Here is a 23,804-nt window from a genome sequence, read left to right as displayed (position 1 = left end):
GAGCTATGATTAAATGTAACGTAAGTGTGTGCGGAACCGTCAGCAAGGCTGCAGTGGTTCGCAATGGGAAGGACGGAATGCCTTTTACGACATATTCCGTGGATGTGGTGGTGCCAGCCAAAAGTGGTATCAACAAGACCGTGATTGTCAGTTGCATCATGGATGGTGACGATTCGGAAGGTATTGTCGTGGGCAACCGCATTGAGTTGAAAGGTGTGTTGACCTTCAAGAAGAAAGACGACAACCTGTATTTCAACTTGAAGGTATCGGAAGTGAACCTGTCTCCCGTATCGGAAAGCAAGGATGGCATCGTGGGCGACATGGAATTCAAAGGCAAGGTCGGTAAGGACATTGATATGAAGAAAGGCAAAAATGGTAAGGCTTTCCTGATGTTTTCTGCTTTCAGTGCAGAGAAGATTGGAGAAGAATTTGCCTTTACATGGGTGCGCTTTGTCCGGTTCTCGGAAGAAAAGGAAGAATGGCTGCAGTCGAAAGCCACCATCGAGGCAAAGGGCGAGTTGGAAATCTCGGTGTATAACGACAGACTCAACTTAGGCTGCAAGGTGGCGGAGTTGAACCAGTGGGAGAAGAAACCGTATCATCCTAACAATTAGCAAGTATGGCATATTACAATAAGAGTCCACAGAATAATGGCGATGGAAAGAATGCTGAAGACAGAGCCTTGGACACCTTCGCCAACATGATGATAGAGAAAATCGAGTCGTTGGGAAGCAAGGACGGATGGCAAAAGCCTTGGTTTACGGAAGGTACATTGAGTTGGCCGAAGAACCTGTCTGGCAGAGAGTATAACGGCATGAATGCCTTGTTGCTCACCATGCTCTGCGAGAAGAAAGGCTACGAGTTGCCAGTGTTCTGCACCTTTAACCGTGCAGTGGGTTTGAACTATCAGACCGACAAGCAAGGTAACAAGAAGCAGATGGTGGATGCCAATGGCGAGCCGTTGCCCAAGGTTGGCATCAATAAGGGAGAGAAGAGTTTTCCCGTGATGCTGACAAGTTTCACCATTGTACACAAGGAGACAAAAGAAAAGATACCCTATGACGACTACAAGCGAATGAGTGCTGAGGAGCAGAAGGAGTATAATGTCTATCCGAAGTTGAATGTGTACCAGGTGTTCAATGTGGCACAGACCAATCTGAAGGCGGCAAGACCTGAATTGTATGCCAAGTTGGAAGCAGAGAACAAGCCAGAGAAGGCATTGGTGAAGGAAGGTGACATGTATTCGTTTCCTGCTGTTGACCGGATGTTCAAGGAGCAGAGATGGATTTGTCCCATCAATATCGAACACCAGGACAATGCGTTCTACTCCATTTCCCGCAACCAGATAACCATTCCTGAAAAGTCACAGTTCAAGGATGGTGAGTCGTGGTATGGAACAGCGTTCCATGAGATGGTTCACTCGACAGGAGCGGAAAATCAGTTGAACCGTCTCAAACCGCAGTCGGGCTTCGGTTCCGATGAATATGCACGTGAGGAACTGGTTGCAGAGTTGGGCAGTGCATTGGTGTGCCAGAAGTATGGCATGACCAAGAATCTGAAGGAAGACAGTGCCGCCTATCTGAAATCGTGGCTCGGCAGTCTGAAGGAGTCGCCAAGTTTCATCAAGACCACCTTGATGGATGTGAAAAAGGCAACGTCTATTCTCACGCAGAGAATAGACGAAGTGTCTTTGGAAATGAAGGAACAACAGAGTGAGGATGTTGCAGCTTCAGTATCGGAAGAAAACAAGGATGCGAAGGACATGAAGCAATCCGCATCATCAAATGATAGTGAGCAAACTGAGGCAGAAGAAGAAAAGGTCGCAAGGTCTGTGTTCCGCCGATAATAAGGCTATTTGTAGCAAAAAAGCAAAAATCCAAGATGCGCACATATATATATATCAATGTGTAAGCATCCTGGATTTTTTCATTATTCGGGTGTGGCATCTTCGCTGTCACCATCTTCCTCATCTTCGTCAGCAAGCCATTTCTGCCAATTTTCCTCATCGATGGTGAGTTCGTTCATTTCCCAATCATATGCGAGTTCGGGCATTGGGTCACGAGAGTAAGGGAAATGGATGGTATAGCCGATTTGTCCATAGGAGACATGGAGCGGAGTGACGCAAAGGTCTCTGCCGAAATAGCTTCGGGTGGTAAGGTATTTGCGCCAGTCGAAACGCTCATTGAGAATGTTTCGACATAGGCGGTAAAGATATTGTTCTATTGTCATACGGCTTGAGGTTCCAACTGTGAATAATATTGTCTGAATGCCTCATAAAGGTCAGCCATCATGACTTCGGCTTCCTCCATGTCTTTGACTATATCGGCAATGTGGTAAGGTGCGCCATTTTTTCCGTGACCGTCTGAGCCAATCCAAATGTACGCTTCTTCGTCAACATCAAAGTTCTCATAATACTCATGGATATTGTCGATGAAGGCTTCCATATCATCGTCTTCAAGTTCCACGCTGAAATTGAAATCTTGACCATAGGAAGTATATTTGGCGAAGTTTACATCTGTCTTGCCATTTTGTGGCTCGGAGAAATCAACGCTCCATCCTAATATTTCGGCTATCTCCGTTATCTTTTGCTGTATCATATCGTTTGATTTTTAGCAGCCATAGGCAAGAAGCCTACGGCTGATGTGTGGTTTAAGCTTCTTCCCTGTCATACATATCAGACAGGAACGACTGCAATCTTTCGTCGGGAATGTTCCCTATTGGGCAAGGCTTGAAGCTCTTGTCCTGCAATATCGGTATCTTGGGAAGGTTATATCCGACATCCACGCTGATACTCTCCATTTCCTTGATGGAAGCATAGCCATATTCTGTATCGGCGAGACCGACAACGATAGAGAACAGCGTGAAGTCATTGCCTTCCGGCTGACCTTCCAATACATACCAACGGACTTTGCCGATGAAGAAGACGCATTGGCAAATGGCATCCTTCTTCTTGCCGTCCTGTGAATAAAACGGATATTGCTTGAACTGCTCCGCCAACTGTGGTGTAATCAATCTGCTTGTCATAGCTGTATTATTTATTGTGTGAATAATCTGGTGAAGATGGATAGTAGAGCTGCTGCTCACGCAAGGCTTCAATGGCAGCATGTGCCAAGGTGCAAGCCCATTCATTGCGAAGGTCATAATAGCCCTTCTGATAGTTTACAGCCAACTGCTCCATGAAAGCCATCATCACCTTGAACTTCTCGTTTACAAGAAAGCGGTGGTCATTGGCAAACTCTGCACCCACCTTGGATGCGGAACACATCTTGCCGTTCACGAAGCGTGAAAACTCATTGGCAAACTCCTTGTCTCTTTCGTTAATCATATCGTTCATATCTGTTCGGATTAAATTGTGAAACTTCTTTTTCTTCCCTATTCTCGAAGCCTTTACGACTTCATTGAGGGAATTGATTTTACGTGCAATCAAGAGTTCGGACATGGAGGCAGACAAGACAAGGAATTGGGAGATTATTTCATTGGAATACCCCAATCTTTGATTGGTGGAAGGCTGCTGATGAAATAACCTGCTAATAGCAAGGCGATACTTGACGGTCTGGTGGGCTGAACTAAATTTGCTAAGGAAAAACAAGGGAGGATGAAGGGGTATGGGAGATGTGTAGTGACTAAAACTGGTAAGATTACCGCTTTTTGATAATAGAGAGATCTGTTAGAACCGGCATATACAGTTCGAGCATTCCCGTTTTTTGTCATTTGTGTCACTTTTCGGGAATTGTATTTCTGAAAATATCCCTGTTCAATCTTCGCACTATGTTAAATAGTGTTGAACAAGATGAAATATTGAATAAAAAGTTCGTTCGTTTAAGTTTTGTTCATTATCTTTGCAATGTTCAATCAAATTGAACACAACTGATATATTGAACAAATAACATAAAATGATGGCAAACAATATCATAATAAACCAAGCATTGGATGCTCTTAGAGCAAGCCTTCCTGTGGGGGATGTTGTGTCAACAACAGCCGTCAAAGTAAATTGTACCAATGAAAATGATGTCACTGTTAAGATCATGAATGTAGATTTTGTGTGTCATGTAAGGGAAAACATAACCAAGGCCACATTAAATCCGACATTAGCTACTATGCAAACTATGAACAATGACAAGCAGCAAATCTTGCTTGTTACGCAATATGTCACGCCACAGGTATCAACAGAATTGGCAAACAGAGGCATCAACTATCTGGACTGTGCAGGAAACTGCCTTGTCAGATATACAAAGGCAGGGAACTTGATTTTCCAAATATTTAATCAAGGAAGGAAAAATACAGAGTCCAAGGTGAAAACCTATCCCGTATTTCAAGATGCAGGATTGAAGGTCGTGTTTTATCTGTTGCAAAATGCAGACAATATAAAGAAGCCTTATCGAGAGATAAAAGAGCAAATTGGTGTATCTTTGGGAAGCGTGAAAAACGTTTTGGATGAACTTGCAAGACGTGGTTTTGTTTGTGACACTAAAAACGGTCGCATAATAAAAGACAAAAAACAACTGCTTGACTTATGGGTTAGCAATTACAATGAAGTATTGAAACCCAAATTGCTGGTAGGCGCAATGGCATTTCGAACAGAAGCGAATAGAAATGAGTGGAAAAACATAGCCTTGCCAAAGGGCATGTCATGGGGAGGAGAGCCTGCCGCAAACTTGACGGATGGCTACTTACAACCAGGAATTTTCGACATATACACGGAAATACCTGCAGCACATCTTATACGAACAGGTGTCGTCAAGCAAGATGCAAATGGGGAAATTCATCTGTACAACAAATTTTGGAATTGGGAAACTGACAACAGAACTGTTCCTGCTATATTAATCTATGCAGACTTGATGGGTAGTGGCAATAGTCGCTGCTTGGAGGCTGCGCAACGCATATTAAAGAATGAGCTTAAAGATTTCGAGTGAAAAGATAAACAATCCATTTCTTGTGGATTTGTTGGAGAAACTTACAGATAGTTTCCGTAGAATGGATCACGACTTCTTTATCATAGGAGCCACCGCTAGAGATATAGTCATGCAGCAGATGCTGAACACGTCATCACGTAGAAAGACAAGAGACTTGGATCTGGCTATAGCTGTTCCAAACTGGCAGGAATTTGACAAAATCAAAAATAGTTTGATTGCGGATGGTTTCGAGAAGGACAAGGCAAAACACCAACGCTTCTATTATGGTGACTATGAGATAGATGTTGTTCCATACGGATATGTCGCCAAGGAAGATGACAACATCTATTGGCCACCCGAAGAAACAATTGCCATGTCCGTAAAAGGGTTTGACGAAGTGCTTTCTGATGCTATAACTGTTAGTATTGATGACAGATTCACTGTAAAGATAGCTTCTTTGCATGGATTATTCTTGCTGAAGTTCAATGCTTGGATGGACAGACATCTAACCACAAACAAGGATGCAGAGGATATGTCGTTCATATTGGACAACTACCTTATGGCAAACTTGGATCGAGAAGCGTATATGGAAGTGTATGATTGGGAAGATTTTGACGAATATGTAGCTAGTGGCTATTGGCTGGCAAACGATTTGGCAAAGTTATTGAACCGAGACCAACTTGTATATTATGCAGACAAAATTGACGAGGAATTGCAGTTGGAGGAGAGAAGCTATTTGATAAGCCAAACTCTCAATTCACAATCGGGTTTGAATTATGACCAAGTAAGGAGAACATGGCAAGTCATTTCAGAAGTGTTTCGCTCTGCTACAGAAGAAAGGGATTTATAATGATAGATATAAATTATTGTAGTCAAAAAGGCTTATGTGATACAAACCAGGATTTTATCTTGTGCAAACAATTACAAGATAGGAGTTGCATCGCTATCCTTGCCGATGGTATGGGTGGCTTACAATATGGTGAGATCGCAGCTGTCACTGTTGCACAAAGTATTTATAAAATATTGGCAGAACATAATTCTGTGGATATAAGAGATCTGTTAGCAAAGGCTTTTGAACAAGCAGACATTGCAGTTGCAGATAAATGCAAGGCTCTTTGTTGCAAAATGGGAGCAGCAGTTACCGTCTTATACATAAAAGATGATACTGCCTATTACGCATGGCAAGGAAATGTTCGTCTATATTACAAAAAAGAAAAAGGTATACATCAACTTACTGAAGACCACCAGAAGGAAGGTGATAATTGTACCTTTCTGACTCGTTGTGTGAATGGAAGAGGTTTCCGCAACCCTATATCCATTCAAGAAACGAAAATATCAGACATGGACTTGTTGTTTTTATGTACAGATGGATTTTATCAATCCAAGGATTGCATAGATTCTGTTATAGTAGAAAACAAATTGCCAAGTCGTATAGAATACTTGGAAGATGATGCATCCTGCATTCTCATACAGTTGCATAACCCTTGATAAGATAAGAGATATGGCAAAGAAGAAGCATAAAGGACATTACTGTAAGATTTGTGGTGAATACAAGTCGAACGAGTCATTTTCGGGGAAAGGTCATGTCCAACACATCTGTAAGGAGTGCATGGGTGAGATGAAGAAAAGCAACAAGAAGATTTTGGACTTGCCTTTCGGGGACAATGAGTTTGAGATCGTTGATGCCGATGAATATATCGATACTATTTTATATGGCAACAACGAAGAACGAGAAAACAAGACTTTCAAGAAACTCAGCCGTGAACAGAAAATGGTGTTGAAAGCGATAGTGCAAGATGAAGTTTCGTTCTATTGGCAAGCCCATCGACAGATACCAGTAAATGACAAGTTAAAACAACTCAGAAGTTCTGTCAATACTGTAGTATATGAACAGTTGGACTTTGCCATAAAGGATGACACGATGTTCAAAGCTTATATACAAGAGCAAGTCATCACTGTCATAAACAAGATATTGCGACAGGAGAAAGAACAAAACAACCAATAGCAGAAAGAGCCCATTCATCACGAACGGACTCTTTCTTTTGATAATCATTGTTTTGCAGATTACCGCTTATCGTATGAATGATAGTAAAACATATTTACTGTGCAAATAGTCTGACAGCCGTATGACGGTTGACTGCAATTGGTGAATACTTATCAATACCGCCCTTACTTTTTGATATTATCATGGACTTGTCAATGCCTCTTGCCACAAGCTGTTGCGTGATATAATCCGCTCTTGACTTGCTGAGAGGATTGTTGATGCCATCGTTTCCTGTGGCACTGTCGGCAGCACCAACAACGGAAATTTTGAGATGATAAGCCTTTGCTACACGAGCAAGCTCATCCAAATTTACCATCTGTGAAACGTCAGCCAACTGCGTGGTTCCAATCTTGAAAAAGAAGAACACTGGCGAACCGATGCACTTGGTTCCACCTGCCATTTCTGCAACGTATTTGTTCCAAGAAACAGAATCAGAAACGGAGAAACTATACTCCAGAGAGCGGCTTGTTTTTGGTTTTCCCATGCCATTCCAATCCTTGTGAGCCAATCTTGCACGGAGCGAGTTCAAACCGCTGTAGTCATTTTTCGGGTATATGCAATACTCCGTACTATCCGCATAATATGTCAGGCGGTCGGCATAGGCTTTCAGCAATCCTTCAATCTCCAAGATCTTTCTCATCTCAGCGATGGCATTGGCATCCTCCGCATGAGCTTTGCTTAACTTTTGGTTGCGAGCCAACAAATCATTGGTGTAATCTGCCAGCCATTTGTTCTGGTTGATATAAGGAGCGGCATCTACAACCTTCTTCCAACCGACCTTCCCGATATTGAAAGTCAGTCCGGCAGACAAGGTGAACAAATTGTCACCAAACTTGTTGGATGCGCCAACACCATCAAAGTCACGGAATGTGGTTGCGCCACCCAATTCCATGTTGACCGCCAAACGCTTTGTTAAACGATATTGTCCAATCACACCATAGTTGATGACAAACGGACTCTTGCCGTTATCCTCGTTATGGATAATACCGCAACCAGCATACGGAATGAATCCCCATCTTTGTGTGGTGGCATGGTCTTTGACAAAACTGTTGGTCACATTCCAAAGAAAATCCGCATGAAACATCTTGTAATCACGGACATTCTTGCTGGCATCCTTGAACTGAAAACCTTGGAAACTAAATCGACCACCAATCTCTGGCGTGAACCATTTTCCTGCCTCTATTGCTAGGGAAGGTTTCATCCTGTCGAACAAGTTCCCTGTACCATGCGGCTTTCCTACAAAGGTTGATATGCCACCAGACATACCAACGAACCAGTTGGAAGACCATGCAGAAGGAACTGCCACTTCTTTGAGGTATGTAGGCTCAATCTGTCGGAGCATATCCTCATTTATGCCAGACGGCACCAAATCATCCGTGCCATCATCCATAGTCTCTGCATTGACTTGCATTTGTCCGCATAGGCACAATGCCATCATAAATATTGCTTTTCTAATCATAAATTTCAATTTGTCGATTATTTTTTCTATTAACGCTTTCTACCCTTGCTGCCTTTCGGTCGCATCATCCTGTTTGCCATCGCAAGGCAGCGGTGCGCCCAACGCCTGTCATCCTCGTCATCGTTGCGCCCCCATTTCATGTCATTGCTGCCACCGCCTCCGCCACCTTGCCCTTCGGCAAATGTCGTGGCTTGGTCGATGTAGCCAAGGTATAATAAGGTGGCACAATGAAGAACTTCGGCAGTGTGCTCGGCTATGGTTTCCAATGGCGAACCGTCAAATGCTACTTTGATTTCAGGTGGCAACGATGCCATTTTGGAACGGTAGTCAGTGACCATGCTTTCCAACATAGCTGTCTTGATAAGTGTGCCAGCACCAGTCTGAGCTTCACGAGAGAACTGCATGGCATCCTGTCGAAGCGTCTCTGTCCGCTCCTTGATAAACTCCATGTCCTTGTTCAACTCATCCAACTGCCGGTCAGCTACAGCGAGCTTGTCTTTCTTGTCAGCCAGTTTCTCATCAACGGAAGCCAACTCATTTTGCAATTTTTCCAACTTCTGCAACAAGATGGAACTATCTCCTTCCTTGTTAGCAATCTGCACCTTCAACTTGTCAATCTCCAACATCTTCTGATGTCTCTCTTTTTCCAGATGTTCCACCATGGAAGAGAGACCTTTTACACGACGTTCTGCCAGTGCTATTTCCACCCGAAGATCGCTTACAGCCTTGTTAAGGTTGTCCAGTTCCTCTTCCTTTGAAGAACATTCCTCGGACAGGTGCTTGCGGTATTCCTCCGTAGGTCTGTGTCGTTGCCGAGTCTCCGTTTGGCTCGTTCCACGCACCAGTCCCCAAGGTTCATTGACCATCGCCAACTCGTCATGAAGTTTCGATGTACGTTGACTATATTCCCGATTGTTGGCACCTGCGAAGATTTCTTTGAAGGCAAACTTGCCGTCCTTGATTGGCAGAAGAACGCAATGGATGTGTGGTGAAGTCTCGTCCAAGTGTACATAGAAGGCAACGATATTCTCCTCACCATACTTTCCTGCGACAAAATTATAAATGTCCGTCGCCCATTGCTCAATCTCAGGCATACGCTTGACTGCATAATTTTCCTTGTTGTCACCAGGCTTGAATACAACCTTTTGTTCACCGAAGGCAAGCTCACGCATCTTCCATTGTGAACCGCTGAAAATGAAGTCCGCCACCGTTCTGAAACGTGGCTCAGTCAATCCCTCATTTTTGTCCTTGATGCCACGAGCAGCCAAGTTCTCAGCCATCATCTGTGGGATGGACTTGCTCTTGTCGATAGGTGCTATCTTGCCTCCCTTGGAAATCTGGAAGTTCAGATGCTGTCTGCCGAGGTCATAGTTACCCTTGGCAATGGCTACCTGCCAAGCCCGGTCGCTCCAGTTTCGTTGGTATTCACGGCTGAGAGCGGCGGCGCATCCCTTACGTCCCCTGACGTTCAATACCTGCTTTGCTATTCTTTCCATATCTCTGATATGCTTATATGTGTCAGTAAAAACAGTGTCCCAGCTTGCTGTCTTGGCGGACACTCTCCCGAAGACTGATAGGTCGTAGGGGTAATGAGTTACCACACTCCCTAAATTCGTGAACAGCGGGCAAGCCCGATGCGCTAAAAAAGGCAAGCCACGACGAGTGCGATATGCCAGTACCGAACCGTGAGGTCTTAAAAGGAGAATGTCCGTAAGGCAGCTATAATGGAACAGAAAGAACTCTACTTATGGTTGTCCGCCTTGGCGGTTACAACTGGCTTGGCAGCTGTCTCAACTGTTGAGGTAGGACAGCAAGCCTTATAAGCGGAACACAGGGATTGGAAAAGGCTCATGTCTTCAGCTGTGTTCAATTTGACGGAAGCAGACTTTCCATGACTGGCGATGTCGGGCAGTTCCTTAATCAGAAGGAGCAACTGGAGCCAGTCTCGATTGAGAACACGAGTGAAGAACTTGAAGATTGCGTTACGCAGCTGAAGTCTGTTATGTTCTTCCTCATCTACAAGAGGCATACAATCCACAAGTCTGCCAATCATGCAAGTGGCAATATCATCAGATGAAAGTTGGTTGTCAGATGATGTAGAAGCAGAGTTGTTTTCTTGCGATAATGCTACTGCACCCTTTACAATCTGACCACAGACAACGGCAGTCTCTTCTGTGGTGGAAGTGCCATTGAACCAACTGTCCATTGTGAAACGGATGATTGGTTCCAATATGCTATTTCGCATTGTCGGAACGTTACCGTCCTTCATGCCAATCATCGTGATGATGGTGTATTTCGTTTCAAACTCCTTGCAGTGTATCAGCCCATGTTCCGTTAATTTTTCGAGGAACTGACGCACGGTAGCACGATGCCAATGCCAGTCCTCCGCAAGTTGAGTTTTGGTTGTAACAAACAGAAAATCTTTCAATTCGTCTGCCACTTCCTTGCTTACGGCTTTCGGCATGTAGTGTTCACAAGCCTTGTCCAGCAGATAGCAGAACGCTTCGTGTTTGGAATACCGCTCGTTATGTCGGTCCTGGAGAGATGCCAGAAAGCCGACAGAGAGACTTACCTTTATATTTTCCTTTGGTATATGTTTCATTGAAAATGTCTTGTTGATGTTGTGAAATAATGATTCTCATTTTAGACTGAGTGTTGTAGAATGTGCCAAGTACCAAGTAGCATATTCCAAGAATGGACTAAAAGTAGAAGTTCACGATGTCCTCAGGACATTGCGCCAAGTGTCTGCCACTGTCAGGACATTGTGCCTTGAAGATGACCTTTGAGGACGGATAGTAGATGGATGCCACCAAGAGCAAGCCTACCATCACCCCCAATGTGTACAAATGGGGAGTGAACATGAACACCAATGAGGCTGTAAAAGCAATGGCACATGATTTCCTGTTGTCATGCAACCTATGCAGCAGATTGTCTGCATAGGAGAACTTGAACAGTAACAATGCCAACAGTGACATTACATGAGCACCAATCTCGTTGGGCTGTACTTGATATGCCACGAAACTGAACACCAATATTGCCATCAGCAACAGCAATGTGTACAGTTTTCGAAAATTATGCGAAAATACCATGCGGAGATAAAATCTCTGCATCATCCGATTGTTCTTCCTGTAGCACATCGTTGATGCCAAGAGAAGAAACATAGGGAATAAAAGAAAGATAATCTTGAATATCATAGATCAAATTGTAATGTAAAACGGTCAATAACCTTCGAATAGCTCCAACTCAATAATTCCATAGGTGACTTCCATGAAAAGTCGCTCGACATCCGCCATTGTCAAAGCATTTGAAGCAAGGCGTTTCTTGAAACCAGCATCCTTTCTCATAAGAATCTTGGCACTTCGGTCAATGTCAAGCAGAGGAATATGCCACTCTTGCCCACGGACATAATCATTGTTGGAATGACAGGCCCGAAGGGTAATACACCGACAGCAGACGGTCTGTACCATGCCATGCTGTGAAACTGCGGTGTCTTTCCAATGGAACGAACTGCCAACGTCTATCCATGTGTGGCATTTGTGGATGATGTCCACGATGTTCTGAAGCTGCATGTCGCTCATAAAAGGAACGTAATGTCACATGAAACACATCAGCATGTCCGCCTTGTCACGCTTGTACTTGAAGAAGCCTGTCCTCGCTTGCAGTTCCATGTCATGGCACAAGTCACCGTACATGAACTCCAAGGACTCATAGATTGTCACCATGACGGAGTGGACATTTCCATTGGCATCCGTACTGGTATTCATCTTGTACATCCGCCCGAAATTAGGGTTGGAGAAGGCACAGCAGAACTGTCCGAACTCTGTATGTACGGAAGTCACCTTGTGGTAAAGGATGACCAGTTCCATCTGGTCTTCGAACAGGTTCATCACCTCTTCGAGAGGACAAGGCTTTTCCAATTTGAAGTCAAGCAGGACATAGCCGTCTTCATAGACTGGCTGTTCCATGCGCTCCTGGTTGATAAGCTCTGGCAACTGCAATGGTGCAAGTGCCAGGAAGTCGTTGAGAAATTTATGCAGCATAACTATTGTGTTTATAATGAAGAAATGTATAGCTTGATGAACATATCTGGTAACCCGTCTGTCATATTCTTGTCCATCTGCAAGGAATGGCTAAGACAGGCGATTGTGCCTAAAGCATCTATTGACAGTTGCACCAAATCCTTTCGCTGATTCTCTGAAAGCATCGCCATTCCGAAGTCATCAATGGACAGGAATGGTTGCAGTATCATCCAAAAATAGGCAGTCCGTTGTTCTGCGGAAGTAACCTTTCCACTCTTAATATCAGCAACGCAAGTCTGCGCATTGGCGATGATTCTTCGATTGGTACGAACCGCCATATATGCCACGGCATCCCTTGCTGGTAAGTTTCCTTTCCTTGAAGATTGAGCAATCATCTTGCACACATCTTCTGTTCCACTTGTTATATGCGAAACCGACACGTCGCTCATCTCGTATAGATGAGATAGAAATGTTCTGAACAGCCTATCCTCCGTTTTCAGAAAGGCGAGGAACTGTGATTGGTTGGCAATGCCTTCCTTCTTCACCTTCTCCAAGAAGAAATGATAGGTGGTCAAGATCCTTGTCTTGTCACCTTTATATAATGGTATGGTGTCCATACTCTCAAAAAACTTTGAAGCCACCAAGGAAAGGCTGTCCGTTTCCTTCTTACTTTTATAAGGGGAGACGTTCATCTTCAACAGGAGCACATCCTTGAATGTCCTTCGCTTGGCGGTAGCTATGCGCATAAACTCGTCACGGATGGAGTCATGGACATTGGAAAATTCTTCCATCGGAAACGAATGTGCCTTTTTGATGGTGTCTCGCATCAGACAAGCAGAAACCGAGTCTTCTAAAGTACGCCATTTGGATATTTTGTCGGCAAGGTGTTCCATAGACAAATCCTTGTCTGATTTCATCCTTGAAAGGAACTCCTTTTGCGCATCCAATGCCTCCCTTGCATCATGGAAAGATGATTCACTGGCATTTTTTGAACAGGATGCCAGCAAAAGAATGGCAAGTATGATGGCAGACAACATGGACATATGTTTTCTACCATCAAAGTATGATATGCGAAAACTTGAAGTGCAAGATTGTTTGCACTTCACCCTCAATCGGCTTTTTGCCGCAGATATGATAATGTTTATACTTTCCATTTCGGACTTTGTTTGAAATTTACAGTGCGAATTTACGACTATTTATCGGGTATTTATTCAAACCAAATCAAACTTTATGTTTTATTCTCATTCATACTTTATAGCATGATATGAAATGATAATATATCCAAGAAAGTGCAGTACATCAATCTTTAATTAACTATAATAATTATCAGAGTATGATTATACTTTGATGGAATATAAGTATCTTTGTCGGCAAATTACAAATCAGTGTATAATAGCTATGGCAAAAGTAGGTTACATATTTAACTCGGAGCAGTATGACACATTCACCTTTGACCGGGCTTGGATGGAGAAGTATGGCTGTTGCCGTATCATAGAAGATAGTGCAAACCAGGAGAAGACACGCCCGGAATGGAAGCAGCTCATGGATTGTTTGGAACGAGGTGATGAACTGGTCATCTCGAAGTTCAGCAATGCGCTGCGTGGTGTTCGGGAATTGGCGATGTTCCTGGAGTTTTGCAGGGTGAAGGTGATAAGGATAATATCCATTCAGGATAAGATTGACTCAAAGGGGGAGCTATTCCCAAGTACATCAATAGCCGATGTGCTTTTCATGTTCGGTTCGTTGTCAGAAGAGGTCGTTGCCTTGCGCAAGGCTACTGCCCATGTGGAATATATCAAGTCGGGTATTAAACCTGCCAAGAGTTCAACTCCAAAGAAAGGCATTGACCGTGAGAGGAATATCGTCAATATGTATAACAACAACTACACTATCGATGACATCTGGAAGGTCAGCGGCTTCAGGAGTCGCAGCTCGGTGTTCCGCATACTCAACAAGTATGGGGTGAAGCTGAACCGTGGCAAGTTCAGCGGACCGCTTGGCAAGAGAAAACCAAAGAATGAAAGTGATATATAAAAAGTGATTTTATGAAGAATATACTTTGTTTTGAGGGAGAATGGAAATTCAATACCCACAAAAAGCCTGAACGCTTTGATTTGAATAGCGAGCCTATTCTTAGAATGTTGAAAGAATATCATAAATGCGATGCTATTTATAGGCACATTTTGACAAAAGAGGATTTGAAACTCTACATAGAGTATTTCAACAGGAACAAACGTGAATGGAATAAAATAGACATTGTTTATATAGCTTGTCATGGTTGGTTTCATTCTATAAGTTTAGAGGGAGAGAATGGAAATGTTGATTTACAAGAATTGGCAGATATAGCTGGGGATTTCTTCCGTGATAAAATAGTTCACTTTAGTTGTTGTAAAACACTCGCTAACACCTCTGAAGTTGAGCACTTCAAGTCTGTTACAGGCGCAAAATTGGTATGCGGATATAAGAAGAGCGTAGATGCAATGAAATCAGCCATAGCTGACACGGCTTTACTGAATGAATTGATAACAAGCAACAAGCCAGGCAATATCAAAAATATTGCCATTAGTAAGTTTCGCAAAACATACAAATCCTTATTGAACGAATTAGATTTTTGTGCAATATAGATAAATGGTGAGCCATACTGCAACTGATGCTTGCAGTATGGCTTGCCCATAATACTTGGCAGATAAGGCAATTCCTTATCTGTCTCTTCTGAAATCATTTCGCTTGTCTCCGTGGAAAAGGCTTTTAAGCGTTCCGCCTAAAGCCTTGAACACGAAGAACACCACGAACAAAGATACGATGTCGTCCATACGCTATAGTTTTCGTTTGTTATACTTGTGACTTGTACAGATTGATGATGTCCATCCCCATCGACTTGGCTTTTCGGCAAGTGTAGAACGTGCCGCCCTTGGGCTTGCCGTCGAAGAAAGCAATCAGTCCGCACGAATGAGAAAGCATATAATCATTTCGTCTGAGCAAGCATCCATTGAAATAGTACTTACTCAAAAGGATAGCATCGTCCGCCTTGTCAAGAATATCCCAATAGCGGTCTTGCTCCCTTGCGCTCCACCTCTCGTTCTGACCGTCATAGGGAATGACGGCAATAAGTTTCAGATTGGGAAGTTTCACTTTCAATGAAATCACCTCCTCGGCTGCCAACATATCGAAACCGAGTGCCATGCCACAATAGAAATTGGTGATGCCCATAGCATAGAGCAGCCTTATCTTGCCCCTCAGTTTCTTCCTTATCTCGTCCTTATGGTCTTCCGCTATCGTGCGATGTCCCGAAAAAGCCACGGAATTGGCTTTGATGTACTTTGTCTTATCCATATCACTTTGCATATTTATAGTGTGTGCGTCCCAAGAAAAGACCTCCCAATACGTTTCCGCCAAACATTTCCAACTGATTGGCAAAAATGGCATAGCTTGCGCCGGTCGTTACCACATCATCAAAAACATAGATGTCCTTGCCTTTGAAGTAGGCTTCATCAAACTCAATCACTTGTGTCTTAGTGATGCTCTTTTCCTTGTCATGGCGGTGCTCGTGTACTGCCAAGCGGTCGCCTGAAACGGATATGTGCGAATAGCCGTTGATGATGCCGCAAAGCTCGCTCACACGATTACAGAAAGCCATGTATCGACTCTCGTTCTTGGCTTGGGTGCTGGCTGGCACACATACAAACACGATGTCCTTTATCTTCTCACCACAAACTTTGATAAGATGTGCTGCGGTCATTTGCGCCACCTTCTCAAAAGCGTTGTCCCTTGCATCCTTGAACGCCCAAATCAGTTGGCGTGCAGCCACTGCGTCCTCGCCCACATTGCGAACTCTCACAGGGAAATACTTCAAGAAGAAATCCATCCTCTTGCTCAGCTGTCTCTTGATGCTGTCGTCTATCATTCTTACCATAGTCGGAAAAATTATTTGTGTTAAACTCAATTTTTATTTTCCCTATTTTCGGAAGCCTTTCGGCTTGCCCAAGGGATATTTTTCCGCCACGCAAAGGTGTTGGAAGGCAAAAAGACAAATTGGAAGCGAAAAATACGCTCTATATGCAAGGCACATAGAGGAAGATTTTTTGAAAAGCATCCATGATGCCCAATTTGGCATTTGCCACGCAACTGGTACCTTTGCGGAAAATATCCGAAGCGGCAAAGACGATGGACGAAATGAAATGACTATAAGTGCTACTACATAAGATTACAACAAGAAAAGGGTGGGTGTGGAACTGCGCCATCGGTGCAATTCCGCAAGGGTGGGACGAAGTGCTATAAAGAGAGAACGGTTTGCCGATTATAACAGAAGGACGGAACAAAGATGCGGCAGGAGTAATTGGGAAACTCTCTTGGCATCCATGCCGAGTGTGTTTCCGCTCCAGCCTTCATGCCATGTGGCTTATTGCAGTAGCGACAGTTGGTCGCCACAGTCAAGGAGTCTTTTGGCATGAAATCTTTGTAACGGCTATAAAAGTGTAAACCATGGATTATAAAAGGAAGACGAGAAGCGAATATAAAAGATATGGGTGGGAGTGAAACTGCGCAACAGCCAGACAAGCTATCCCACGAAAGGGGTGGCATTGGTAGACAGCATGTAAGTGACGGTTGCGTCACGGATGCCGTTAGCCAATGCCATTCTGTTCGTGCTTGTCCTTCGGCAAATGGTCATTCTTCATCTTTCGGGATGTTACTCCCGATAAATGAAGAATGTCGCTTTGACGAACTGTTGGTGCGGTTTCGCAGATGGGTGGGACGAAGCGTTAAAAAAGAAAGGTGATTTGGCTGATATAAAGGGAACTCGTAATGGCGGTTATAAGAGTAAACTTGCTAATAGTGGCTATAAAAGTAAACATGGTTGTATGAACAAAACAAAAGCGACCGAAGCCGCTTTGTTTATTAGAGAGAATGAAAAAATCCTATTTCTTGCCTTTCTTGGTAGGCTTTTCAGGCTCTACCGTTGGAGTTTCCTCCTTGTCTGGTGTAGGATAGAACTTGTTTGCGATGAAGACGATGCGGTTGTGCTTGGTGCCTTGCTGATCAACCCATTCATCTGGCTTGAAGTAGCCCTCGACAGTGAGCATGGTTCCCTTCTGCAGCTTGTCGAAAGAGTCAACATGCTCATTCTTGCGCCATGCCTCCATGTTCATGAAAGCTGATACTCTGTTGGTTTCCTCACCATTCTTCTCCTGACGGCTGACTGCCAATGAGAAACGTGCTACTGAAGCGTTGGTGAACTGACGGATTTCTGCGTTGTTGCCTACGAATCCTGTTACTACGAAAGTGTTCTCGATTTTTTTCATATTGAATTACTTTTTGAAGTGAAACTTAATTTTTACATGCAATTCAAAAGCAGGGATGTGGCACATGAGGGCAGCACCAAGAAAATCGACTATAATACTCGTTTTCTGTTGGCGGTGAGGAGAAAAAGGAAGATTATCGGCTATTTTATTGGTCACAGCGAAGCGACCGCACAAGACGGATTCCATCTGTCGAAGCATCACGCTACCTTTGCATAGGAAAAATAGTGGCTTCAAAAAATCGGTAATTCAGAAAAGGACGCAAGAACACCGTAGCAGCATCGTAAGGCTCAATCATTTGCAGCAACCATCATCAATGCAAAGCACGTTTCCATGGCGTTTTGCCGTCAGCAACAAGGGTTAACCAACAGGCAATACACTTTTCCGCATGGAGGGTGGTCGCATGAGCATATTGACCAAGACAAGCAGAAGGAGAACCTGCTTCGAAGGCTACTCCTATTTGTAGAGGAAGGTAAGCATGAGCAACCAACTACAATCGCCATGCTGCAAACAAGATCCATCCTCAGACAAAAGGCTTCATTGTACGAAAAGCTCCAAGAAAGGCGTAGTCGCAGATTTTATCTCATACAAAGAGGCAGGTCGCCATTTGGCGAATACAACCTCAAAGCATAGCCATATAAAAGTTTATCGGCAAACGATGAAGGGAGTTTGCCGTTACATACAAAAGGGCTTTTACTGGCGGAAAGAAAAAAGATGCCTGACGAGTATAACCTTCACCAAGCATCCTTTTCGTCAGTCATAGACAAGAACGTCATCACGTCTTTCTACAATTTCCTTGCCATTGCGCAATTTCACTACGATGTCCTCACCATAGTCTGCAACCACGAAACCTTCTGTGCGTCCTCTGTAGGGTATCAGCAGTGTGCAACTGCAACCGATAATGTCGGTCAATTCTTCGTATTCAAACATAGCTCTATAAAGTTTGTGGGTTCTCCGAATGATAAATCACCTTGCAATCCTCAACCTCGGCAGGTAGTCCAAAGGCAGGATAGTGCGAGAATGATGCGTTTCCGTCTTGGCTGAGTGGAGAAACAATCTCCACTTGCCATTTCTGCATGAAGCCATCAACCATCTTGATGTCCTCGTCACTCAATCCCGTAGGGTCGCCATTGATGATATAGCATAATGCCCAAGTGGGGATTTTCTCTATCGTCTCAAATCTTTCCATCAGCCAAACGTGAACTTGTTTATATAATAATAGGTATCCTCGTTCTCATACTCATAGCCGTTGATGAAGTCCACCATTTCATCATCGGTTCTGTCGCCTTGCGAGATACCCATCTTCTCACACCACTTGGCAATAGCATCTTGGCAAGTGTCAAAGATGTCCTCACAAGCATCCTCGAAAGGCTCACCCGAAGAACTCACACAGCATTCCTCTGGGAAGAAGCCTTGCTCGTCATGGACATAGAAAATGTCGCATCCACATTCTATCTCACGATAACTGACGGAAAGTTCTCCACCAAGAACTTTGTTCAGTTCATCAAAGAACTCCTCACAGGCAGACCATGCACTTTCGGTGTCAAAGGACAACAAGCAGATGTCCTCGTCTGCCTCAAACTCTGCCCAATAGATATATCCTCTTACCGATATGCCCATCTTCTCATAGTCGATGCCATAGTGTTCCGCCAACTTGTAGAGATGTACGTTCTTGGTGTTCACCTCCATTGTTTGGAGCGTGTTCCAAAGGTCGGCTACCGCCTTGCGTTCGCCCATCACCTTGTACTGAGTGTCACAAATGTTTGCCATAAGCTCATTTTTTTATTCCCTAATTTTGCATCTGCAATTTCGGGATTGATTTAAATTTTGTTGCCTCAAAAGGTGTCTGTGCTTTTCCTGCAAGGTTCTCTGCTAAAATACAACCTGCAAGGTGGAGATTTTAGCAAGAGACCATAGGCACTGACCTTGCAAGGAATATGGGTACAGACATTACCTTTGCAACCAAATTTATCAAAGCCCAGAAATGGTGATGAAGATTCAGGTAACGGAGTAACAATTAGAAAAGTTGAGATATGAGGATAAAAGAGCTAAGAACGACTTGAAACAAGCAATTACAAGTGGAAAGTAACAGAAATCATACAAGAGTTCTTACTGGCGGAAAGAAAGAGAGCGACAACCCAATACTGCACATGGCATGGTTGGGCTATCGCTCCGCAATTCGTTCAGTTCATCCAATCCATTAGTATATATATCCTAAGATGAATGAATTTATATTTGTGTATTGGCTTTGGTTGGCTGCCATAGACAAGTAACACATCATTTTTCTTTCCGCCAGTAAAAATGGTTCTTGAAGTAAAAGTAACGGGGAAAATGGTTGTTGAGTAGCAAAATTTGTTGCACAAGATTTGTTTTTCATTTTGTTGGTTCTTTCTTGTCACCCAATAAAATGATGCTTACGTTTGAGTTTTCCTGTACCTGCTGATAATCAAGTAGGTAACAAATAAGAAATATCGTCTTTCAATGTACAACGCTGGAAGCCCCACGCCGATGTAAGTATATAGTACCACCTATCAACTCATTGCTAAATGCTATGAGCCAATAAGGGTTGTATATATGATACATCCCAAGGGGCGTCCCCGTTGCTTTGTTCTTGACAGACATTTGGAAGTTGCGAAGTTCTAATAGCGTCAAAACCAAAGCGTACAGTTACGCCTTTATGTATATATGTCCATCCCACCTTCGCCCTGTTGGAGCTTCCAGTAAGGATATGACACCGCAAAAGTAACAATTATTATCGAAACAACAAAACTTTTAGCGAAAAAGTTTCGAAAAAAGTTATGTGAGGGGGAACTATGGTGAAAAGGAGGGGAGCTGCGGAGCATGATTCTTCCAACAAAAGGAATGATATTTAGAAAGAAGTACGGCGGCGATAAAGAACCTATTGATACACGCACGTATAAATCTTTTTTCTCGAAAAAAGTATCAAAGTCTCATTTTTTGGCAGAAAACGAGGCTTATATCTTTAACATACAGAACTTTACAATGAATGAGACTTCTCTAAAAATGGAGGGAGAAGTATCATCGAAGTATCATAAAATGGGGAGAAGTATCATGATTTCTTGCTTGCATCGAAAAAAAATGCTTTATGAAGTGATAATAATAGCATTTACAAGGCAATAAACAGGAGGTTTTTGCGTTTAGTAAAACAGAATGTTTTATTCTTAATACTTAAGAAACATGGATGAAAAGGAATTACTGAAAAAGGCTTTTGAGTACGGAAACGTACCTAGCAACATCACCTACTGTTTCACCGAACCATGTCCGATGAAAAACAAATGTATTCACTATCTATCCGGTCTCTATAAAAACGAGAAGACTGATAGAGGGGATGCCATTTTCCCAAATGCCCTGAAAAACGGGAATTGCAAGTACTTCGCTCCGCTGCGTGTCGTGAAAATGGCATGGGGATTCGACAAACTCTTTGCCGAAATGAAAGTGAAAGACGCTCCTGCACTGCGCGCCGAAATGAGAGACTACCTCGGCAGCAAAGGACAATACTATCGTTACAAACTGGGACAACTGAAACTCCTGCCGGAACAACAGGCATATATCAAACAGCTCTTCGCCAGATACGGATATAAAGATGTTGAATTCGACCATTTCTCAGAAGAGATTGATTTCACTAAAAGCTAATCTTTTTCTCTGCCCTCCAGATGTTCCAGCCATGCCATTTAAACGGTCCCACAGAGAACACGTGACGGGCTACCGGTGAACACGTGACGGGCTACTGGAGAACAAGTGACGGGCAGTCATTGCCCGTACAATGGGAAACGAGTGCCCAATTTACCAACCAAACTTTGGGCAACGCTGATAAGATTTTATAGTTTATAGTTAACAGTTTATAGTTAATAGTTAACAAACAAACATCCTAATCAATATATTCAATGAAAGTAACTATCGTTCATACAAACAATAAGAAGCAGCTCCTCGTCAGCACCAAGACGATGGAGAAGTTGCTGGAGCGCATCGCTAAGGATGACAGCAAGAATACTGTTACCCATTTCCGTGAATACGTGACCTATATGGAAAGCGGCTACGAATATTACAAGGATATGCCAACATGGATGCACATCTACCCCGCTGCCGAATTTGCCAAAGACGAAAACAACAACCTGAAGATGAAGACTTGCAATGGTATCCTGCTGCTGAAATTCGGAAACATCACGGATGCGGACGGCGTGGAGGGCGTGAAGCGCTCGGTTGCCATGCTGCCTTCTACCTTTGCTGCGCTGGAAGGTGCTGATGGTAAGTCGGTTATCGTATTGGTAAAATTCACCAATGAAGATGACTTGCTGCCTGCTGAGGAGGCGGATGCCGAACGACTTTACCGCATCGCTTACCAGCAAATTTTGCCTGTATATCAGGCGATAGCCAAGGCTTCGGTGCTCACAGACGGACCGAAACCTTCTATAGAAGCGGGCGCAAGCCTGTCTTTTGAGCCTTCGATGCACAACAGTTTTATGATGACGCTCGATGCGAAACCTTATTTCAACAGTAAGGCGGTAGCGATGAAAATTGACAGCAACATGCACCCTCAGAGCCAGGCTTTCAACACGGAAGATAATCAGCAGATGATTCCTGGTTCCGATACTTCGGAAGAAGAAAAGAAAGTTGACAAGAACAGCGTTCGCGAGAATATCATGAGCATGATGCAGCTGCTGAAAAGTAAATATAACTTCAGATACAACACGGTGATGAAATTCGTGGAATACATGCCGAAGGAGAAAGGTTGGTATGGTTTCCAACCTGTGGATCCGAGAGTGCAGAAACGCATGACGCTGGAGGTGCAGCTCGCAGACATCCGAGTGAGCATCAAGGATGTCAGGAATTTTCTAGAGTCTGACTACATCAAGAATTATAATCCGATAGATGAATATCTTTTCCAATGCTACGACAAATGGGACGGGAAGGATCATATCCGTGCCTTGGCTCGTACGGTTCCTACCAACAATCCTTACTGGGCAGACTGGTTCTACACCTGGTTCCTGGGCATGGTTGACCAGTGGCGCGGCTTTACCCATCGCCAGTATGGCAACTCGGTGGCTCCGCTTCTCATTTCCAAGCAGGGTTACAACAAGAGTACTTTCTGTCGCCGGCTGTTACCACCGGAACTGCAGTGGGGATATAACGATAATCTGATTCTGTCAGAAAAACGTCAGGTTTATCAGGCGATGGCGCAGTTTATGGTCATCAATCTCGATGAGTTCAACCAGATTTCGCCACAGGTGCAGCAGGGATTTCTGAAGAATCTCATCCAGTTGCCTACGCTGAAATACAAGCCTCCGTATGGCAGTCATGTCATGGAATTTCCTCGTCTCGCCTCGTTCATCGCCACGAGCAACATGAAGGATATTCTCACCGATCCATCCGGCAACCGAAGATTCATAGGCGTGGAACTGACGGGACCTATCGATGTGAGCGTGCGTCCGAACTATCAGCAACTTTTCGCCCAGGCGCTGACTGCTTTACACAATGGCGAAAAGAGTTATTTTGATGCGGAACAGGTGAAGTTGATCATGAAGAACAACTGCCAGTTTGAGGTGGCTGAGCCGATAGACCAGTATTTCATGCTCTATTTCGAGTTGATTGAGAATGAGAGAGAGGGCGAATATCTGACTGCTGCCGAGATTTTCGACTATCTGAAAAAGCAGATAGGTTCATCGCTCAAGGTGAACAGTTTGATGGGATTCGGCAGAAAACTGGCGAATATGAGTGAGTTAAAACATAAGAGATTTGCAGATGGAATGAAGTATCTTGTAAAGAAAAAGTGAATCTATGATACTTCTATGAGCCTTTAATGAGACTTCTCGGCGCCAAAGCCGAGAAGTCTCATTTTCTTTATCTTATTATCTATCAAGTCTTTAAGTCGATATTTTCAATAGAAAATGAGACTTTGAGACTTTTTTCTCAAAAAAGATTTTTTCACGTAAGAAAGAAAGCTTTTGCCCTTACAGGGCGACAGGCTTGTATCCATCATTACCCAGGGCGCTGCCCTGGGAGGGCACTGAAAAAGGTACCCAATTTTAAGTTGCATAGCTTGTTTTTGAACTTTAATTCTTGTCCAAGAAGCAT

26 protein-coding genes and 1 pseudogene are annotated in these 23,804 nt (G+C 43.6%); 11 read left to right on the top strand and 16 right to left on the bottom strand.

From position 1 onward, the window contains the following. Positions 1-5: 5 nt before the first annotated feature. Complete coding sequence (locus KSW37_RS02730) at positions 6-614, top strand: hypothetical protein (RefSeq protein ID WP_071122627.1); 609 nt, start codon at positions 6-8, stop codon at positions 612-614. Between the two features lie 5 nt (positions 615-619). Continuing rightward, positions 620-1,819: pseudogene (locus KSW37_RS02725) on the top strand (ArdC family protein); the annotation flags it as partial. A 110-nt stretch (positions 1,820-1,929) separates the two neighbouring features. Here KSW37_RS02725 and KSW37_RS02720 read toward each other — a convergent pair. The 4 genes from KSW37_RS02720 to KSW37_RS02705 are packed head-to-tail and all read right to left on the bottom strand — an operon-like array spanning position 1,930 to position 3,334. Continuing rightward, positions 1,930-2,229 (bottom strand): hypothetical protein, encoded by a 300-nt coding sequence (locus KSW37_RS02720; RefSeq protein ID WP_217313237.1) that lies wholly within the window; start codon positions 2,227-2,229, stop codon positions 1,930-1,932. Beyond that, positions 2,226-2,597 (bottom strand): hypothetical protein, encoded by a 372-nt coding sequence (locus KSW37_RS02715; protein ID WP_217313236.1) that lies wholly within the window; start codon positions 2,595-2,597, stop codon positions 2,226-2,228. Before KSW37_RS02715 ends, KSW37_RS02720 begins: the two co-directional genes overlap by 4 nt. A 52-nt stretch (positions 2,598-2,649) precedes the next feature. Next, entirely contained in the window at positions 2,650-3,024 is a 375-nt protein-coding gene (locus tag KSW37_RS02710; RefSeq protein ID WP_217313235.1) for a DUF2958 domain-containing protein, read from the bottom strand. 7 nt (positions 3,025-3,031) lie between these two features. After that, positions 3,032-3,334 (bottom strand): sulfide:quinone reductase, encoded by a 303-nt coding sequence (locus KSW37_RS02705; RefSeq protein WP_217313234.1) that lies wholly within the window; start codon positions 3,332-3,334, stop codon positions 3,032-3,034. A 562-nt stretch (positions 3,335-3,896) separates the two neighbouring features. On the opposite strand from KSW37_RS02705, the gene KSW37_RS02700 reads away from it, so the two are divergent. The 4 genes from KSW37_RS02700 to KSW37_RS02685 are packed head-to-tail and all read left to right on the top strand — an operon-like array spanning position 3,897 to position 6,897. Next, positions 3,897-4,913 (top strand): type IV toxin-antitoxin system AbiEi family antitoxin, encoded by a 1,017-nt coding sequence (locus tag KSW37_RS02700; RefSeq protein ID WP_254368532.1) that lies wholly within the window; start codon positions 3,897-3,899, stop codon positions 4,911-4,913. Then, entirely contained in the window at positions 4,891-5,742 is an 852-nt protein-coding gene (locus KSW37_RS02695; protein WP_217313232.1) for a nucleotidyl transferase AbiEii/AbiGii toxin family protein, read from the top strand. Before KSW37_RS02700 ends, KSW37_RS02695 begins: the two co-directional genes overlap by 23 nt. Then, on the top strand, positions 5,742-6,380 hold the full coding sequence (locus KSW37_RS02690) for a PP2C family protein-serine/threonine phosphatase (protein WP_217313231.1): 639 nt from the start codon (positions 5,742-5,744) through the stop codon (positions 6,378-6,380). Before KSW37_RS02695 ends, KSW37_RS02690 begins: the two co-directional genes overlap by 1 nt. Positions 6,381-6,393: 13 nt before the next feature. After that, on the top strand, positions 6,394-6,897 hold the full coding sequence (locus KSW37_RS02685; RefSeq protein ID WP_217313269.1) for a hypothetical protein: 504 nt from the start codon (positions 6,394-6,396) through the stop codon (positions 6,895-6,897). A 94-nt stretch (positions 6,898-6,991) separates the two neighbouring features. Here the strand turns inward: KSW37_RS02685 and KSW37_RS02680 are convergent, their stop codons facing one another. The 6 genes from KSW37_RS02680 to KSW37_RS02655 all read right to left on the bottom strand — a co-directional run bounded on the left by KSW37_RS02680 (position 6,992) and on the right by KSW37_RS02655 (position 13,457). Then, a complete protein-coding gene (locus tag KSW37_RS02680; protein ID WP_217313230.1) occupies positions 6,992-8,395 on the bottom strand; it encodes an OmpA family protein in 1,404 nt (467 codons plus the stop codon). A 29-nt stretch (positions 8,396-8,424) separates the two neighbouring features. After that, positions 8,425-9,891: a MobV family relaxase gene (gene mobV, locus KSW37_RS02675; protein WP_217313229.1), complete on the bottom strand. Its 1,467-nt coding sequence runs from the start codon at positions 9,889-9,891 to the stop codon at positions 8,425-8,427. Between the two features lie 245 nt (positions 9,892-10,136). Continuing rightward, positions 10,137-10,997 (bottom strand): hypothetical protein, encoded by an 861-nt coding sequence (locus KSW37_RS02670; protein WP_217313228.1) that lies wholly within the window; start codon positions 10,995-10,997, stop codon positions 10,137-10,139. A gap of 97 nt (positions 10,998-11,094) precedes the next feature. Beyond that, positions 11,095-11,508, bottom strand: coding sequence for a hypothetical protein (locus KSW37_RS02665; protein ID WP_217313227.1), 414 nt, complete (start codon positions 11,506-11,508; stop codon positions 11,095-11,097). 480 nt (positions 11,509-11,988) lie between these two features. Then, positions 11,989-12,435 carry a hypothetical protein gene (locus KSW37_RS02660; protein WP_217313225.1) on the bottom strand — a complete coding sequence of 149 codons (447 nt, stop codon included), beginning with the start codon at positions 12,433-12,435 and terminating at the stop codon, positions 11,989-11,991. A gap of 11 nt (positions 12,436-12,446) precedes the next feature. Continuing rightward, the gene (locus tag KSW37_RS02655) at positions 12,447-13,457 is read right to left on the bottom strand and encodes a hypothetical protein (RefSeq protein ID WP_217313224.1); all 1,011 of its coding nucleotides are present in this window, start codon (positions 13,455-13,457) and stop codon (positions 12,447-12,449) included. Positions 13,458-13,812: 355 nt separating this feature from the next. On the opposite strand from KSW37_RS02655, the gene KSW37_RS02650 reads away from it, so the two are divergent. Both KSW37_RS02650 and KSW37_RS02645 read left to right on the top strand, forming a co-directional pair. Continuing rightward, the gene (locus tag KSW37_RS02650) at positions 13,813-14,448 is read left to right on the top strand and encodes a recombinase family protein (protein ID WP_217313223.1); all 636 of its coding nucleotides are present in this window, start codon (positions 13,813-13,815) and stop codon (positions 14,446-14,448) included. Between the two features lie 11 nt (positions 14,449-14,459). Next, a complete protein-coding gene (locus KSW37_RS02645) occupies positions 14,460-15,038 on the top strand; it encodes a DUF6642 family protein (RefSeq protein ID WP_117701461.1) in 579 nt (192 codons plus the stop codon). A 208-nt stretch (positions 15,039-15,246) separates the two neighbouring features. On the opposite strand, the gene KSW37_RS02640 is transcribed toward KSW37_RS02645, so the two are convergent. From KSW37_RS02640 to KSW37_RS02630, 3 genes are all read right to left on the bottom strand, one after another. Then, positions 15,247-15,747: an SLOG family protein gene (locus tag KSW37_RS02640; protein ID WP_217313222.1), complete on the bottom strand. Its 501-nt coding sequence runs from the start codon at positions 15,745-15,747 to the stop codon at positions 15,247-15,249. 1 nt (position 15,748) lies between these two features. Continuing rightward, positions 15,749-16,327, bottom strand: a complete 579-nt coding sequence (locus KSW37_RS02635; RefSeq protein ID WP_058322074.1) for a hypothetical protein — start codon at positions 16,325-16,327, stop codon at positions 15,749-15,751. 1,003 nt (positions 16,328-17,330) lie between these two features. Next, the gene (locus KSW37_RS02630; protein ID WP_217313221.1) at positions 17,331-17,714 is read right to left on the bottom strand and encodes a single-stranded DNA-binding protein; all 384 of its coding nucleotides are present in this window, start codon (positions 17,712-17,714) and stop codon (positions 17,331-17,333) included. Positions 17,715-17,750: 36 nt separating this feature from the next. Between KSW37_RS02630 and KSW37_RS02625 the strand changes: the two genes are divergently transcribed. Beyond that, a complete protein-coding gene (locus tag KSW37_RS02625; protein WP_217313220.1) occupies positions 17,751-17,930 on the top strand; it encodes a hypothetical protein in 180 nt (59 codons plus the stop codon). 534 nt (positions 17,931-18,464) lie between these two features. Here KSW37_RS02625 and KSW37_RS02620 read toward each other — a convergent pair. From KSW37_RS02620 to KSW37_RS02610, 3 genes are read right to left on the bottom strand one after another with little or no spacing between them, the layout of a single operon-like run. Then, positions 18,465-18,641, bottom strand: coding sequence for a hypothetical protein (locus KSW37_RS02620; protein ID WP_010537206.1), 177 nt, complete (start codon positions 18,639-18,641; stop codon positions 18,465-18,467). A 4-nt stretch (positions 18,642-18,645) separates the two neighbouring features. Further along, positions 18,646-18,900 (bottom strand): DUF6926 domain-containing protein, encoded by a 255-nt coding sequence (locus tag KSW37_RS02615; RefSeq protein WP_010537207.1) that lies wholly within the window; start codon positions 18,898-18,900, stop codon positions 18,646-18,648. Next, complete coding sequence (locus KSW37_RS02610) at positions 18,900-19,481, bottom strand: hypothetical protein (protein ID WP_217313219.1); 582 nt, start codon at positions 19,479-19,481, stop codon at positions 18,900-18,902. The genes KSW37_RS02615 and KSW37_RS02610 overlap by 1 nt, the downstream gene beginning before the upstream one ends. 1,428 nt (positions 19,482-20,909) lie before the next feature. On the opposite strand from KSW37_RS02610, the gene KSW37_RS02605 reads away from it, so the two are divergent. Together KSW37_RS02605 and KSW37_RS02600 are read left to right on the top strand one after the other, a co-directional pair. Continuing rightward, the gene (locus tag KSW37_RS02605) at positions 20,910-21,365 is read left to right on the top strand and encodes a DUF6078 family protein (protein ID WP_118141200.1); all 456 of its coding nucleotides are present in this window, start codon (positions 20,910-20,912) and stop codon (positions 21,363-21,365) included. 251 nt (positions 21,366-21,616) lie between these two features. Continuing rightward, positions 21,617-23,503, top strand: a complete 1,887-nt coding sequence (locus KSW37_RS02600) for a VapE domain-containing protein (RefSeq protein ID WP_217313218.1) — start codon at positions 21,617-21,619, stop codon at positions 23,501-23,503. Positions 23,504-23,804 lie beyond the last annotated feature (301 nt).

The organism is Segatella copri (genome assembly GCF_019127135.1).
Lineage (GTDB): Bacteria > Bacteroidota > Bacteroidia > Bacteroidales > Bacteroidaceae > Prevotella.
Note: the sequence above shows the minus strand (reverse complement) of the source record. Positions and strands in the feature narration are given on the sequence as shown.

What these genes read in the sequence shown, in the direction of transcription:
- KSW37_RS02730 (WP_071122627.1), top strand. Translation starts at nt 6, where the DNA reads ATGATTAAATGTAACGTAAGTGTGTGCGGAACCGTCAGCAAGGCTGCA.
- KSW37_RS02720 (WP_217313237.1), bottom strand. Translation starts at nt 2,229, where the DNA reads ATGACAATAGAACAATATCTTTACCGCCTATGTCGAAACATTCTCAAT.
- KSW37_RS02715 (WP_217313236.1), bottom strand. Translation starts at nt 2,597, where the DNA reads ATGATACAGCAAAAGATAACGGAGATAGCCGAAATATTAGGATGGAGC.
- KSW37_RS02710 (WP_217313235.1), bottom strand. Translation starts at nt 3,024, where the DNA reads ATGACAAGCAGATTGATTACACCACAGTTGGCGGAGCAGTTCAAGCAA.
- KSW37_RS02705 (WP_217313234.1), bottom strand. Translation starts at nt 3,334, where the DNA reads ATGAACGATATGATTAACGAAAGAGACAAGGAGTTTGCCAATGAGTTT.
- KSW37_RS02700 (WP_254368532.1), top strand. Translation starts at nt 3,897, where the DNA reads ATGGCAAACAATATCATAATAAACCAAGCATTGGATGCTCTTAGAGCA.
- KSW37_RS02695 (WP_217313232.1), top strand. Translation starts at nt 4,891, where the DNA reads ATGAGCTTAAAGATTTCGAGTGAAAAGATAAACAATCCATTTCTTGTG.
- KSW37_RS02690 (WP_217313231.1), top strand. Translation starts at nt 5,742, where the DNA reads ATGATAGATATAAATTATTGTAGTCAAAAAGGCTTATGTGATACAAAC.
- KSW37_RS02685 (WP_217313269.1), top strand. Translation starts at nt 6,394, where the DNA reads ATGGCAAAGAAGAAGCATAAAGGACATTACTGTAAGATTTGTGGTGAA.
- KSW37_RS02680 (WP_217313230.1), bottom strand. Translation starts at nt 8,395, where the DNA reads ATGATTAGAAAAGCAATATTTATGATGGCATTGTGCCTATGCGGACAA.
- mobV (WP_217313229.1), bottom strand. Translation starts at nt 9,891, where the DNA reads ATGGAAAGAATAGCAAAGCAGGTATTGAACGTCAGGGGACGTAAGGGA.
- KSW37_RS02670 (WP_217313228.1), bottom strand. Translation starts at nt 10,997, where the DNA reads ATGAAACATATACCAAAGGAAAATATAAAGGTAAGTCTCTCTGTCGGC.
- KSW37_RS02665 (WP_217313227.1), bottom strand. Translation starts at nt 11,508, where the DNA reads ATGATGCAGAGATTTTATCTCCGCATGGTATTTTCGCATAATTTTCGA.
- KSW37_RS02660 (WP_217313225.1), bottom strand. Translation starts at nt 12,435, where the DNA reads ATGCTGCATAAATTTCTCAACGACTTCCTGGCACTTGCACCATTGCAG.
- KSW37_RS02655 (WP_217313224.1), bottom strand. Translation starts at nt 13,457, where the DNA reads ATGTCCATGTTGTCTGCCATCATACTTGCCATTCTTTTGCTGGCATCC.
- KSW37_RS02650 (WP_217313223.1), top strand. Translation starts at nt 13,813, where the DNA reads ATGGCAAAAGTAGGTTACATATTTAACTCGGAGCAGTATGACACATTC.
- KSW37_RS02645 (WP_117701461.1), top strand. Translation starts at nt 14,460, where the DNA reads ATGAAGAATATACTTTGTTTTGAGGGAGAATGGAAATTCAATACCCAC.
- KSW37_RS02640 (WP_217313222.1), bottom strand. Translation starts at nt 15,747, where the DNA reads ATGGATAAGACAAAGTACATCAAAGCCAATTCCGTGGCTTTTTCGGGA.
- KSW37_RS02635 (WP_058322074.1), bottom strand. Translation starts at nt 16,327, where the DNA reads ATGGTAAGAATGATAGACGACAGCATCAAGAGACAGCTGAGCAAGAGG.
- KSW37_RS02630 (WP_217313221.1), bottom strand. Translation starts at nt 17,714, where the DNA reads ATGAAAAAAATCGAGAACACTTTCGTAGTAACAGGATTCGTAGGCAAC.
- KSW37_RS02625 (WP_217313220.1), top strand. Translation starts at nt 17,751, where the DNA reads ATGCAATTCAAAAGCAGGGATGTGGCACATGAGGGCAGCACCAAGAAA.
- KSW37_RS02620 (WP_010537206.1), bottom strand. Translation starts at nt 18,641, where the DNA reads ATGTTTGAATACGAAGAATTGACCGACATTATCGGTTGCAGTTGCACA.
- KSW37_RS02615 (WP_010537207.1), bottom strand. Translation starts at nt 18,900, where the DNA reads ATGGAAAGATTTGAGACGATAGAGAAAATCCCCACTTGGGCATTATGC.
- KSW37_RS02610 (WP_217313219.1), bottom strand. Translation starts at nt 19,481, where the DNA reads ATGGCAAACATTTGTGACACTCAGTACAAGGTGATGGGCGAACGCAAG.
- KSW37_RS02605 (WP_118141200.1), top strand. Translation starts at nt 20,910, where the DNA reads ATGGATGAAAAGGAATTACTGAAAAAGGCTTTTGAGTACGGAAACGTA.
- KSW37_RS02600 (WP_217313218.1), top strand. Translation starts at nt 21,617, where the DNA reads ATGAAAGTAACTATCGTTCATACAAACAATAAGAAGCAGCTCCTCGTC.